13 protein-coding genes and 1 tRNA gene are annotated in these 12,408 nt (G+C 57.0%); 10 read left to right on the top strand and 4 right to left on the bottom strand.

Annotated features, from left to right (window positions below):
• Positions 1-70 precede the first annotated feature (70 nt).
• The 6 genes from purB to selA all read left to right on the top strand — a co-directional run bounded on the left by purB (position 71) and on the right by selA (position 6,851).
• Complete coding sequence (purB, locus tag OCV58_RS10575; RefSeq protein ID WP_154877822.1) at positions 71-1,363, top strand: adenylosuccinate lyase; 1,293 nt, start codon at positions 71-73, stop codon at positions 1,361-1,363.
• A 96-nt stretch (positions 1,364-1,459) separates the two neighbouring features.
• A complete protein-coding gene (locus OCV58_RS10570; RefSeq protein WP_154877821.1) occupies positions 1,460-2,608 on the top strand; it encodes an aminotransferase class V-fold PLP-dependent enzyme in 1,149 nt (382 codons plus the stop codon).
• A 52-nt stretch (positions 2,609-2,660) separates the two neighbouring features.
• On the top strand, positions 2,661-3,251 hold the full coding sequence (gene yedF / locus OCV58_RS10565; RefSeq protein ID WP_154877820.1) for a sulfurtransferase-like selenium metabolism protein YedF: 591 nt from the start codon (positions 2,661-2,663) through the stop codon (positions 3,249-3,251).
• A gap of 8 nt (positions 3,252-3,259) precedes the next feature.
• Positions 3,260-3,529, top strand: a complete 270-nt coding sequence (locus OCV58_RS10560; protein WP_095629695.1) for a putative Se/S carrier protein — start codon at positions 3,260-3,262, stop codon at positions 3,527-3,529.
• The gene (gene selB / locus OCV58_RS10555; protein WP_154877819.1) at positions 3,530-5,443 is read left to right on the top strand and encodes a selenocysteine-specific translation elongation factor; all 1,914 of its coding nucleotides are present in this window, start codon (positions 3,530-3,532) and stop codon (positions 5,441-5,443) included.
• Between the two features lie 4 nt (positions 5,444-5,447).
• Positions 5,448-6,851 carry an L-seryl-tRNA(Sec) selenium transferase gene (gene selA, locus OCV58_RS10550; RefSeq protein WP_154877818.1) on the top strand — a complete coding sequence of 468 codons (1,404 nt, stop codon included), beginning with the start codon at positions 5,448-5,450 and terminating at the stop codon, positions 6,849-6,851.
• A gap of 130 nt (positions 6,852-6,981) precedes the next feature.
• Here the strand turns inward: selA and OCV58_RS10545 are convergent.
• Positions 6,982-7,078: transfer RNA gene (locus OCV58_RS10545), tRNA-Sec, on the bottom strand.
• Positions 7,079-7,146: 68 nt separating this feature from the next.
• On the bottom strand, positions 7,147-8,163 hold the full coding sequence (locus OCV58_RS10540; protein ID WP_087478161.1) for a LacI family DNA-binding transcriptional regulator: 1,017 nt from the start codon (positions 8,161-8,163) through the stop codon (positions 7,147-7,149).
• A 128-nt stretch (positions 8,164-8,291) separates the two neighbouring features.
• Between OCV58_RS10540 and OCV58_RS10535 the strand changes: the two genes are divergently transcribed.
• From OCV58_RS10535 to OCV58_RS10520, 4 genes are all read left to right on the top strand, one after another.
• Positions 8,292-8,732 (top strand): acyl-CoA thioesterase, encoded by a 441-nt coding sequence (locus tag OCV58_RS10535; RefSeq protein WP_267312903.1) that lies wholly within the window; start codon positions 8,292-8,294, stop codon positions 8,730-8,732.
• Positions 8,732-9,790 carry a nicotinate-nucleotide--dimethylbenzimidazole phosphoribosyltransferase gene (locus OCV58_RS10530; protein ID WP_154877816.1) on the top strand — a complete coding sequence of 353 codons (1,059 nt, stop codon included), beginning with the start codon at positions 8,732-8,734 and terminating at the stop codon, positions 9,788-9,790. The genes OCV58_RS10535 and OCV58_RS10530 overlap by 1 nt, the downstream gene beginning before the upstream one ends.
• A complete protein-coding gene (locus tag OCV58_RS10525; protein WP_267312902.1) occupies positions 9,780-9,983 on the top strand; it encodes a type II toxin-antitoxin system RelB/DinJ family antitoxin in 204 nt (67 codons plus the stop codon). Before OCV58_RS10530 ends, OCV58_RS10525 begins: the two co-directional genes overlap by 11 nt.
• An 87-nt stretch (positions 9,984-10,070) precedes the next feature.
• Positions 10,071-10,346 carry a GNAT family N-acetyltransferase gene (locus OCV58_RS10520; RefSeq protein WP_154877815.1) on the top strand — a complete coding sequence of 92 codons (276 nt, stop codon included), beginning with the start codon at positions 10,071-10,073 and terminating at the stop codon, positions 10,344-10,346.
• Positions 10,347-10,725: 379 nt separating this feature from the next.
• Here OCV58_RS10520 and panB read toward each other — a convergent pair whose 3' ends face one another.
• Positions 10,726-11,556, bottom strand: coding sequence for a 3-methyl-2-oxobutanoate hydroxymethyltransferase (panB, locus tag OCV58_RS10515; RefSeq protein WP_154877814.1), 831 nt, complete (start codon positions 11,554-11,556; stop codon positions 10,726-10,728).
• Positions 11,557-11,733: 177 nt separating this feature from the next.
• Positions 11,734-12,267, bottom strand: coding sequence for a GrpB family protein (locus OCV58_RS10510; protein WP_154877813.1), 534 nt, complete (start codon positions 12,265-12,267; stop codon positions 11,734-11,736).
• Positions 12,268-12,408 lie beyond the last annotated feature (141 nt).

The following is a 12,408-nucleotide window of genomic DNA, read 5'->3' as shown; positions in this document are numbered from 1 at the left end:
GGATAGATAGTGTATAATGAACTAGAATCGCTATTAACTATACGCATCTATTTAAAAGGAGAGATTCAACGTGATTGAACGCTATACGAAACCGGAAATGGGTCATATTTGGACAGAATTCAACGAATGGGATACGCTGAAACAGGTAGAAATCCTGGCCAGCGAAGCCCAGGCCGAACTCGGCAACGTGCCGAAGGAAGCGGCCAAGGAAATTCGCGAAAAAGCGAAGTTTTCTGTCGAACGCATCCATGAAATCGAAGCGGAAACACATCATGATATTGCCGCCTTTGTTTCCACCCTTTCGGAAAACATCGGCGAAGCCGGCAAATATGTTCACCTGGGCCTGACGTCGACAGACGTAAAAGACACGGCCATGGGCTACATGCTCAAACAGGCTTCGGACATCCTCATCAAGGATTTGGAAGATTTCCGCGACGTTCTGCGCCGCCGCGCCGTTGAATTCAAATATACGCCCTGCATCGGCCGTACCCACGGCATCCATGCCGAAGCGACGACCTTCGGCCTCAAGCTCTGCAACTGGCTGGCTGAAACGGAACGCAACATCGAACGCATGAAACGGGCGAAGGAAACGATCGCCGTCGGCAAGATTTCCGGCGCTGTCGGCACCTACGCCGATGTCGATCCCTTCGTAGAAAAATACGTCTGCGAACACTTGGGCATCGCGCCGTCGCCGATTTCGTCCCAGACGCTGCAGCGCGACCGCCATGCCGAATTCGTGACGACCTTGGCCGTCATCGCCAGCTCCATCGATAAATTCGCTACGGAAATCCGCCACCTCCAGCGTACGGAAGTCCGCGAAGCGGAAGAATATTTCAGCCCCAAACAGAAGGGTTCGTCCATCATGCCGCATAAACGCAATCCTATTACGTGCGAACGCATGTGCGGACTGGCCCGCGTTATCCGCGGCAACGCCCAGGCGGCCCTGGAAGACGTAGCGCTCTGGCATGAACGGGATATTTCCCATTCGTCTGTTGAACGGGTTATCCTGCCGGACAGCACCATTGCCCTCGACTACATGCTTCAGACCTTTACGCGCGTCGTCGACCGCCTCATCGTATATCCGGAAAAGATGATGCAGGACCTGAACCTGACGGGCGGTCTCATCTACAGCCCGATTCTTCTCAATACCCTCGTCGAAAAGGGCGCAGTCCGCGAACAGGCCTACCGCTGGGTACAGCGCAACGCCATGAAGCGCTGGCTCGAAGGGGAAGATTTCCTGGAAAACCTCAAAAAAGACGAAGATATTGCTAAATTCATGAGCAACGAAGACATCGAAGCCTGCTTCGACGTTCATAAGATGCTCAGCCATGTCGATACGATTTTTGCCCGCTTTGGCCTCTAATTCGCCTACAGGCAAGATAAAAGGCAGCTCCGTTGCGAGCTGCCTTTTTTTAACAAATGAAATCGGTTAGGAGTTCAGCGGAAAGGAGCGATGGACATGTATTACTTTGACAACGCCGCGACGACGGCGCAGAAGCCGCAGGCCGTGGCTCAGGCCGTGTACGACGCCCTCAGCGGCGGCCTGCTGGGCAATCCTTCCCGGGGCGCCCACGCCTATTCGCTGCAAGCCTACAGGGTAGTGCTGCAGGCGAAGGAATTGATTAAGACGCTGTTTCATGCCGGCGAGGCATACGACGTGGCCTTTACGCATAATTCCACGGCGGCTCTCAACATGGTGTTGAAAGGGCTGCTCGGGCCGGGCGACCACGTCCTGACGACGACGTGGGAACACAACGCCGTCCTGCGGCCCCTGTATCAGCTGGAGCAGCAGGGAACGGCCGTCGATTTTATCGGCTCGGAAGCCGGCACGGGGGCCCTGCGGTACGATGAACTGGAACAGAAGCTGCGGCCGTCGACGAAGGCCGTCGTGTGCAACCATGCATCGAACGTGACGGGCAACGTCATGGACTTGGAACGCGTCAAGGCCTTCTGCCGCAAGCATTCCCTGATGCTCGTCGTCGATGCGTCCCAATCGGCCGGGGCCTATCCTATCGACCTGTCTGACGGCGTCGTCACGGCCCTGTGCTTTACAGGCCATAAATCGCTCTATGGGCCGGGAGGAACGGGCGGCGTCTGCATCCGAAAGGACGCGGAGGTGCGGCCGTATATTACGGGCGGCGACGGCGTCCATTCCTTTGACCACGAACAGCCGAGGGATATTCCGGGCGTCTTTGAAGCAGGGACGGCCAACGTCGCCGGGATTGCCGGCCTGGCTGCAGGCGTGCAGACGCTGCTTGACGAAGGCTTGGAGACGGCAGTCCGCCATCAGGAACGGCTGGGATGCATCTTTACGGAAGGGATTCGGGACCTGCCGAACGTCACGCTGTACGGCGATTTTTCCGGCCCACGCGTCGGCGTATACGCCCTGAATGTCGGCGACGCCGATTCGGCTCTGGTCAGCGATATCTTGTGGGATCAATACGGCATGGCGACGCGGTCCGGATTTCACTGCGCCCCGCTCATGCACGAGCAGCTCCATACGGAACAGCGCGGCGCCGTGCGCTTTTCCTTTTCCCGGTTTACGACGGAAGACGACGTCGCGGCGGCCCTGCGGGCCCTGCAGGATATTGCCGCCATGGAGACGTGAGGCCGTCGGAGAATGATGAAATAGAACGTATCGTATAAGGAGGAATGGAAACATGTTTAAAATCGATATGACGGGCAAGGCCTGCCCCCTTCCCGTAATTCAAACCCATAAAGCCCTGAAGGAACACGACGTAGTGGAAACGATTGTCGATAATAAAATCGCGACGGAGAATTTGAAGCGCCTGGCCGATCAGCTGGGCTGCACGTATACGCTGACGGAAGAAGTGACGGATCGCTACGTCGTCGTCATCGCCAAGAACGGGCAGGCGGCGGTCTCGTCTCCGGCAGCCGAAACGGCGAAGGCCGCCGATTCGTATATCGTCGTCGTCAATTCACCGTACATGGGCGTCGGCGACGAGGCCTTCGGCAAAAGCCTGCTTAAGACCTTCCTGTATACCCTGACGGAGCAGGACGTCCTGCCTCAGTGCGTCGTCTTTTACAACGGCGGCGTGCCCCTGGTAACGGAAGGCTCGGAATCGCTGGATGATTTGCAGAAGCTGGCGCAGCTGGGCGTGCCGATTTACGCCTGCGGCGCCTGCCTCAATTTCTACGGGCTGACGGATAAGGTCGCCGTCGGCGAAATCACGAATATGTACCGCATCGTCGAGCTGATGCGGACGGCCGACCGTATTGTCAAGCCGTAGGAGGGCCTATGGAAACGTATGGCATCGCTTTGTTTTACAATACGAAGGACGCGATGCAGGCTGAGGCGGAAGCCAAGCGGCGTCAGATCAAGGCCCGCATCGTGCCGACGCCGGGGAAAATTTACGCCAGCTGCGGATTTTCCCTGCGCTACGACCTGGAGGAAGAAGGGGCGCTGACGGCGCTGCTGGCGCAATGCGGCCTTGCCTGCGAGAGCTTGTATCATGCCGCGCGGGATGGGTTGAAGGTGTCTTATGAAAAACAGGGAGGCGGTGCGTAAATGGCAAGACATGTCGTCATCGGGACGGCCGGCCACGTAGATCATGGCAAGACGACCCTGGTAAAGGCCCTGACGGGTATCGATACGGATACGACGAAGGAAGAAAAGCGGAGGGGCCTGACGATTAACCTGGGCTTCGCCTATTTGGATCTGCCCGACGGCACGCGCGCCGGCATCGTCGACGTTCCCGGCCACGAGCGATTTATCAAGAACATGGTCGCCGGCCTGCCCGGACTGGGCATGGTGCTGCTGGTCGTAGACGCCAATGAAGGCGTCATGCCTCAGACGGTCGAGCATATGGATATTTTGACGCTCCTGGGCATCGAGAAGTATCTCGTCGTCGTCACGAAGGCCGATACGGTCGACGAAGACATGCGGGAGCTGGTCAAGGAGGACATTCGCGCCAAGCTGGCCGATACGGCGGCCGCCGACGCCGATATCGTCGAGACGGACGCTCTTACGGGCCGGGGCCTGTCGGACCTCGTCGCCAAGATACAGGCCATGGCGGAGGGGCTGGCAGAACGTGGCTCCAACGGCGCGGCCCGGCTGAATATCGACCGCGCCTTTTCCGTAAAGGGCTTCGGCACCGTCGTGACGGGGACGCTGCTGGACGGAGCTGTGTCCGTCGGCGACGAGCTGTTTTTGTATCCGGAGAAGCGGGCCGTGCGGGTCCGGAATATACAGGTCCATGAGCAAAACGTCGGACAGGCCGAGGCGGGCCAGCGGACGGCGCTCAACTTGGCCAACATAGGGACCGATGAGGTACGTCGCGGAGACGTGCTGTGCGCTTCCGCCGATTTGACGCCGACGAGAATGATCGATGCCAAGGTTTCCTGCTTGAAGCGAGCGGGCTGTCCGATTCAGATGTGGGATCGCCTGCGCCTTCTCGTCGGGACGCAGGAGGTCATGGTCCGGGCCGTCCCCCTGGGAGAGGAGTCGATTCTGCCCGGACAGGAGGGCTTTGTGCAGCTGCGGCTGGAAGGGGATGAAATCGTCGTCAAGGCAAAGGATCGATTTATCCTGAGGACCTTTTCCCCGATGCGCACCATAGGCGGCGGCGAAGTGCTGGACGCCAATCCCCGCAAGCACCGCCGCTTTAAGGACGCCGTGCTGAATAGCCTGAAAGCGAAGGACAGCGGCAGACTCGACGAAGGGCTCTGCGATTATTTGCTCCACAAGGCGAAATCCTTTGCCCGTCAGGCCGACGTGCAGGCCGCCTTGGGAGCAGATGCCGCCGTGCTGGACGCAGCTGCAGCCCGCCTTTCGGAAGAGGGCGTCTTATACGAGACGGCGGCCGGCTATATCCATCGGGAGGCGTATCAGAAGCTTAAAGGCCGGGCCGTGCAGCTCCTGCTGGCCTATCACAGGGAATATCCCCTGCGCCCGGGCCTGCCCCTCGGCGAGTTCCGCTCTCGTTTGGGCGGTTCCTTGTCGGAAAGAGAAGCCGGCGAGATCCTGCGCCTCATGGAAGGAGACGGGAGCTGCCGCATAGAGGATGCCATCGCAGCAGCCAGCCGGTTCCGCGTCGTATTTACGCCGGAGCAGAAAACGGCCCGCGATGCCATGACGGCGGCCTTAATCCAGTCGGGGTATACGCCTGTAAAGATCAGCGACTTGATCGCTCCCTGGCCGGATGGCCGGGCTGTGCTGGAAGCCATGCGGGGGAAGACGGCTGTGGTCTTATCGCCGGAATACGCCGTGGCGCGCCGGGCCTATGACGACGCCGTGCGCCGCCTGTGCCGCTACGTGCGGGAACAAGGGCCCATTGAGCTGGCCGCATTCCGCGATCTCTTAGGCATCGGGCGCAAAGGGGCCCTTCAATTACTGGATTACATGGATGAACAGCACGTGACGCGGCGCGCCGAAGGAGGGCGAGTCCTCGGCGACGGCGCAGATTGTATAGAAAGCAGGTGAGGCAATGAAACAAGATACGAGACAGCTGCTGCGGCAGCTTCCCAAAGTAGATGTACTGCTGCAGCGTCCGGCGCTGGCCGAATGGGAACAAAACCTGTCCCGCAGCCTGATAAAACAGGCCGTACAGGACGTATTGGCCGGACTGCGCCGGGACATTTTGGCCGAACGCCGCCGCGACGTACCGGCAGAGGACGAGCTGGACTGCATGGTGCTGGCCTATTTCCGCCGGCAGAAATCCCTGCGCCTGAAAAAAGTCGTCAACGCCACGGGGACGATTCTTCATACGAACCTGGGCCGGTCTGTACTGAGCGAGGAGATTGGACGGCACGTAGGCGAAATAGCCGCGTCGTACTCGAACTTGGAATACGATCTGGACGAAGGGCGCCGCGGCTCCCGCTATGCCCACCTGCAGTCGCTGCTGAAAGAGCTGACCGGAGCGGAAGACGTCCTCGTCGTCAATAACAACGCCGCCGCCGTATTGCTGGCCCTGACGTCGATGACGCAGGGGAAGGAAGTCGTAATTTCCCGGGGAGAACTCGTGGAAATCGGCGGCCTGTTCCGCATTCCCGACGTCATCGAAGCCAGCGGCGGCACGATACGGGAAGTCGGGACGACCAATAAGACCCACCTGTCGGACTACAGCCGGGCCGTCGGCGAAGGTACCGGCGCGATTATGAAAGTCCATACGAGCAATTACCGCATCATAGGCTTTTCTGAAAGCGTGCCGGCCCAGGAGCTGGCCGAGCTGGCCCACGCCAACGGACTGCCCCTCATCAACGACCTGGGCAGCGGATTATTCGTCGACATGCGCCGCTTCGGCCTGCCCTATGAACCGACTGTAAAGGAAGTCCTGAAACAAGGCTGCGACGTCGTCATGTTCAGCGGAGACAAGCTCCTCGGCGGGCCGCAGGCCGGCATTATCGTCGGCAAGGCCGAGTATATCGAACCGATGAAACAGCACCAGCTGCTGCGGGCCCTGCGGGTCGATAAGATGACCCTGGCCGCCTTGGAGGCGACGCTGCAGCTGTACCGGGACGAAGACATGGCGATACGGTCTATTCCTGCGCTGCAGATGCTGGCGCGGACCCAGAAAGAATGCCTGCGGCGAGCCGATGTGCTGGCCCAAATGCTGCGGACTGCTGACGCGGCCCTGCAGGTGCAGACCGTGCCGGTCCGCGACATGGTCGGCGGCGGTTCCTATCCGGAATATACGCTGCCGGGGTACGCCGCCGCCGTCGCGTCAGAAGGCCTGACGGCGGCAGAATTAGAACGCCGCCTGCGCCATGCCGAAGTCCCCGTCGTCGCCAGAGTGCAGCAAGACCGGCTATGCCTGTCCGTACGGACGCTGCGGGACGACGAATTTCCCCTGATCTGCACGGAAATTGCCAAGGCCGTAGCCGGAGGATAACGTAAAAACAGCGAAGACCGCGACTACGGGTCTTCGCTTTTTTATCGGGCTGCTTCTATTGCAAAGGCAAACGGAGCGGCTAGATACTAAAAAAGACAAGGCGGCTTTGCGGGCTGCCTTGTCGGGTAGTTGGCGGGAAAGTGTAGGAATCGAACCTACCTAAGAAGCTCTTAACTCCTCATACTGGTTTTGAAGACCAGAGGGCACACCAGAACCCATACTCCCCCAAGATAGGTTCAGTATACCATGTTTGCCGCGGCGGCGCAACGGAATCCCCTCTCCTCCGGCCGGGCCATTAGGCTTCCGGCGACGACTGGCCGATGATTTTAATGCCCTCGGCGTAGACGACTGTCGGATTCGGCGTCTTCTTTTCGATGAGGTCGACGAGGAGATGGAGGCATTTTTCGCCGATTTCCCGCATGGGAATATCGATGCGGGACAAGGAGGGAATGGCGTAATCGTTGAATTCGGCCATGTTGATGCCGATGGTAAATACTTCTACGTCGCCGGGAATGGAAACGCCCAATTCATGGCAGGCGAACAGCATGCCGTGAGCCAGTACGTCGGATTCGCAGAACATGGCCTTCGGCAGGCGCTTTTCTGCATAGAGCTTCTTCGTCGCGTCGATAGCGCTGGAAGACGACGTGTCGCACAGGACGATATTTTCCTCCGGCACGGGATGGCCGGCTTCGGCAAAGGTGTCGAGAAAGCCCTTCATCCACATGCGCATGATGGGGAAGGTCGTGTCGTGGGTCAGCACGCCGGCGTCGTAGATTCCCTTGTCGAGAAAATGGCGGGCGACCTGGGCCCCGACTTCGTAGTTGTCCATGGTGACGCTGCTGTATTTCGGCGATTCCCTGTTGAACAGGACGACGGGATAGGAAATGTCGCAGGAGTTTAAATATTCCATGTCGGCGTTAGACATATTGGCGATGATGATGCCGTTAAAAAATTCATTCTGCGTCGTTTCCATCTGCTTTTTCAGGTTGTCGACCTCGTAGGGCACGACGGTCAGGTGGACGACCTTATTCTGCTGCATAATTTCTTTTTGAATACCCAGCGTAATACGGGCCAGGTAATTGATGCGGAAGTCCGTCGCCCAATAAAACGCTATGGCGTAACTGTTTTTCTGCGTAGCCCGCAGCTTTTTAGCCGACTGGTTCGGCACGTATTTCAGCTGTTTGGCGATTTGGTGTATCCGGGCCTGCGTTTCCTTGGAAATTTTTCGTTCCTGTCCCTTGCCGTTCAGGACGATGGAAACGGTGGCGATGGAAACGCCGGCTTCACGAGCGATATCTTTAATCGTGGACATACTATACCCCCTCTATATTGTTTTATTTTGACATAAAAAAAACGAATTTTCAAGGCTAGAATAGGCTTATTTCCTCGCTGTAGTATGATACAATAGATACATTAACGGTAAGTTGGGGAGGAATGACTATGACGGGAATCGACAGGCACGTATCGGCGGCGCATATGGTACTGGGAAAGGACTTAAATCCTCATGATACGTTGTTTGCCGGGCAGGCGGCGTCGTATATGATCGAGTGCGGCTTTCTGGCCGTGCAAAGCTTTCTGAACAGCGGCCATATCGTCTGCCTGGGATTGGACGGGCTGCGGTTTCTCCGGCCGGTCCGCAAAGGCGACACCATCGACATTTCCAGTACCGTCGTCTATGCCGGGACGACGAGCGTCGGCGCATATATCGCCATGACGCGGCGCTCCGACGGGGCCATGGCGGCGGAATGCTTCGTATCCTTCGTCCATATCGAAGAGGAAACGGGACAGGCCCGGCCCCACGGCGTAACGCTGCCGGCGCTGGATGAGCAGGGTGAGGCGCGGCGGCGCGCCTATTGGGCTTATAAAGGGATAACGGTATAATGGATTTTGCAGCGCAAGTAGACGAACGGCTCCATAACTTAGCCAAGCCGCCGGGAAGCCTGGGCCTGCTGGAGCAGCAGGTGCGTCAGGTTTTCCTGGCCTGGGGCTCCTTTCAGGAGGAACTTCGTCCCCGCCATATTATCTTTGCCGCGGACAACGGCGTCGTCCGCTCCGGCGTCGTAGCTCAGCTGTCTGATATTACGTACATGCAGAGCGTGCATATGACGGAAGGAACGTCGGCTGTGACCTGTTTCTGCCGTTGTCACGGCATTCCCTACGAAGTCGTAGACGTCGGCATCGACAGTGAAGACGCCGTCGGCGTCGACAGGAAAATCGCCAGAGGGACGGCCGATTTTTCGGTACAGCCGGCGATGACAACGGAACAATTTACCCGCGCCGCCGCCGTCGGCAGGGAACGGGTCGAAGCGGCGAAAGCCCGGGGATGCAACATCCTGTCCTTCGGTGAAATGGGCATAGGAAACACGACGACGTCGGCCGCCGTGCTGACGGCCATAGCGCCGGCTGGCAGCGCGTTTCTCGTCGGCCACGGCTCGTCTAAGGGCAATTACCGCCTTTGGTTTCACAAAGAGCAGGTCGTCAAGGAGGCGCTGCAAAAATATAAAGAGGAAATCCAGACGCCGGAGGACGCCCTGCGCTGCGTCGGCGGATTCGACTTAGTTGCCTTGTACGGCGCGATGCTGGCCTGCGCCGAGGCTAGGCTTCCCTTTTACATCGACGGATTTATTACGGCCGTAGCCCTGGCCTGCGCCGTGAAGACCCATCCGGCCGTGCGGCAGTACGCGCTGCCGTCGCACATTTCCCGCGAGCCCGGCATGAGCGCGGCCCTGCGGCTGTGCGGTATAGACGAATACGACGTGCCCATCCACGCCGACATGGCCCTGGGTGAAGGCACAGGGGCCGTGCTGGGCGTCGTCATGCTGAAGACAATGCTGTATGCCGTAGGGCATATGGCGACTCTCGACGGCATCAACGGCGAAGCGGAAGAACGCCATCGCAGGCGTATGGAGAAAGGGGCGGAACACCAGGATGATAGATGAACAGCTGCGCAAGGAAGCGGCGGCTATCTTTGCCCGCATGGGATTAAGCGAAGAAGAAGCCGTCGCCTTGTTTTATAAGCGCACCGTAGAAGCAGGAAGAATGCCCTTCGGCCCGGCGTCAGAAGGGCCGGTAAAGGCAAAGCAAAAGAAAAAGCGCATGAACGAACGCTTTGCTGAGTGGGATGCGTTTTAAGTATGGAGAAATATACTCTTCTGTTGGAAAAACAACATACATGGCAGCCTCCATGGGATATACTAGAAATAAAGGAGATGATATGCCATGAAGATGTTATACAGCGACAAGCGAATTTGGATAGAAGATGAAGAGGGAAAGACTGTCGGTGAAATTGATTTCCTTCAGAATCAGAACGGGAAATACGATATTGTCCATACGGGCGTCGACCCGTCGCAGCAGGGGCGGGGAACGGCGGGAAAGCTGGTGCAGGCTGCGGCGGACTATATCCGCAGTACAGGCCGTAAAACCGGTGCGTCGTGTTCCTATGCGTCGGCGTGGCTTAAACGGCATAAGGAATACGATGATATTTACGAGCCGTAGCACCCCGCATATTTGATAAGTCGGCAGGATTTACGTATAATAAACATAGAAAAAAGTCGCTGCCGGCAACGGTCAGCCCCATATCATAGGAAAAAAGAAAATCCGCCTATAGTTGGTAGCTGTGGGGCGGATTTCCTTTTATGCTTTCAATGCAATAATACAAAGTACCACTAAGAATACGAAGGTCAACAGGGCGTATGGTGTCATAGGGCATCGCCCTTTCCGGGGCTAGGATTAATGGCCTGCCGCTTTTTGCAGCGCCTAGATGTTTAGTATATGCGATATACAGGCTATGTCAAAGTCTGTCGTATATACATGCATATGGATTCTAAATGACTAAAAGCTATGTCTCCCATGGGAAGGCATAGCTTTTTGCTGTTTACTGTTTTAATTTTTCAATGACTTCGTCGTCGATTTTAAAACCGTGTTCCGGGCCGGGGAAGGCGCCTTCCTTTGTTTCCTTGATGTAGTCGGAGAAGGCCTGCTTCATAAGGGCTCCGACGTTGGCGAACTGCTTGGCGAATTTCGGCGTAAAGTCGCTGAACAGGGCCAGCATGTCCTGATAAATCAGGATTTGGCCGTCGCAGTGGACGCCGGCACCGATGCCGAGGGTCGGGATGTGCAGAGACGCCGTAATGAGCTCGGCGAGCTTAGCCGGTACGCATTCGAGGACGATGGAAAAGGCGCCGGCTGCTTCGACGGCCTTGGCTTCTTCTATGAGCTTGTGGGCTGCTTCTTCGCTCTTGCCCTGTACTTTAAAGCCGCCTAAGGCGTTGACCGACTGGGGCGTCAGGCCGATGTGGCCGACGACAGGAATTCCCGCTTCGACGATGGCTTTAATCTGCGGGCATACGCTCATGCCGCCTTCGAGCTTGACGGCGTGGCAGCGGCCTTCCTTCATGAGACGGCCGGCGTTGTACACGGCGTCGTAAATAGACGTCTGGTAGGACATGAAGGGCATATCGCCGACGACGAAGGCGTTTTTTGCGCCGCGCGATACGGCTTTGGTGTGATGGATCATGTCTTCCATCGTAACCGGCAGGGTGTCTTCATAGCCGAGCATAACCATGCCGAGAGAATCGCCGACGAGCAGCATGTTGATGCCCGCTTCGTCCATGAGCTTGGCCGTCGAATAGTCGTAAGCCGTGAGCATGGTAATCTTGTCGTGGTTGTCCTTTTGCGCCTGCAGCGTAGCGACGGTATTTTTCATAGGGCAAAACTCCTTTCGTACGATGCCGTAATGGCATTATTTGATGTTATAGGGCATGATAGCATTTAAAAACAAAACATAACAGACATAATTATTTATTATGTAAAGAAAAATAACGGATATAACGCATGTGTTTAACGTATCTGATTTTTACTATATCATCTGGACGGCACCTCGTCAAATAGATGAAGGTGCGTTCTGTTTCCAACGCAGTGCCTGGCGTTCCAGGTCTTTTATAAAGGCGTCTTTTCCGTCGCAGTAGCCTTCGATATCGTAGGGATAGCGGCGGGCCAGCGATTCCTTCAGCGCGCCGTACTGCCGGGCGATTTCACTATGGGCCCGCAGGAAATCGCGGACTGCCAGATGACGCTCGATATTGATTCTGTCCGTTTCCTGAAAGATATGGACCTGATGGATCCGCTCGTCGCCGCCCTTGCGCAGGTAGCGCCGTTGAGCCATGCCGAATTCGCCTAAGTATTCGTAGCCTATTCCTTCGAAGGCGCCTTGCTTTTCGTCTACAGCGGCTATGTCGCGGACGACGGGCATGATGTCGATAATGGGCTTGGCTTTCAGTCCTTTGACGGCGGTGCTGCCGATGTGGAAGATTGCCGTGCAGTTTTCGCCCAGAATGGCGCGTATGGTTTCCGCTTCGGCTAGGTATTTCTGTTCCAAGCAAGGGTCGTAGTCGACGACGATGATGTGTTGTGCCATGAAGCTGCCCTCCTATATGGTTTTTATTTGATGATAGCTGATTTTAGGATACATCGCAACGTCGGCCTGAGTGATTCGGATATTTCGAGGAATTCTGCCATATCAACGGATAGGGGAATTTATCTGAATAATTCCCGCAGA

It is taken from the genome of Megasphaera stantonii (assembly GCF_025567065.1).
GTDB lineage: Bacteria > Bacillota > Negativicutes > Veillonellales > Megasphaeraceae > Megasphaera > Megasphaera stantonii.
The sequence above is the reverse complement of the archived record's forward strand: the minus strand, read 5'-3'. Positions and strand labels throughout refer to the sequence as shown.

What these genes read in the sequence shown, in the direction of transcription:
- OCV58_RS10535 (WP_267312903.1), top strand. Translation starts at nt 8,292, where the DNA reads ATGACGGGAATCGACAGGCACGTATCGGCGGCGCATATGGTACTGGGA.
- selA (WP_154877818.1), top strand. Translation starts at nt 5,448, where the DNA reads ATGAAACAAGATACGAGACAGCTGCTGCGGCAGCTTCCCAAAGTAGAT.
- yedF (WP_154877820.1), top strand. Translation starts at nt 2,661, where the DNA reads ATGTTTAAAATCGATATGACGGGCAAGGCCTGCCCCCTTCCCGTAATT.
- OCV58_RS10525 (WP_267312902.1), top strand. Translation starts at nt 9,780, where the DNA reads ATGATAGATGAACAGCTGCGCAAGGAAGCGGCGGCTATCTTTGCCCGC.
- OCV58_RS10530 (WP_154877816.1), top strand. Translation starts at nt 8,732, where the DNA reads ATGGATTTTGCAGCGCAAGTAGACGAACGGCTCCATAACTTAGCCAAG.
- OCV58_RS10570 (WP_154877821.1), top strand. Translation starts at nt 1,460, where the DNA reads ATGTATTACTTTGACAACGCCGCGACGACGGCGCAGAAGCCGCAGGCC.
- OCV58_RS10520 (WP_154877815.1), top strand. Translation starts at nt 10,071, where the DNA reads ATGAAGATGTTATACAGCGACAAGCGAATTTGGATAGAAGATGAAGAG.
- OCV58_RS10540 (WP_087478161.1), bottom strand. Translation starts at nt 8,163, where the DNA reads ATGTCCACGATTAAAGATATCGCTCGTGAAGCCGGCGTTTCCATCGCC.
- OCV58_RS10510 (WP_154877813.1), bottom strand. Translation starts at nt 12,267, where the DNA reads ATGGCACAACACATCATCGTCGTCGACTACGACCCTTGCTTGGAACAG.
- selB (WP_154877819.1), top strand. Translation starts at nt 3,530, where the DNA reads ATGGCAAGACATGTCGTCATCGGGACGGCCGGCCACGTAGATCATGGC.
- panB (WP_154877814.1), bottom strand. Translation starts at nt 11,556, where the DNA reads ATGAAAAATACCGTCGCTACGCTGCAGGCGCAAAAGGACAACCACGAC.
- OCV58_RS10560 (WP_095629695.1), top strand. Translation starts at nt 3,260, where the DNA reads ATGGAAACGTATGGCATCGCTTTGTTTTACAATACGAAGGACGCGATG.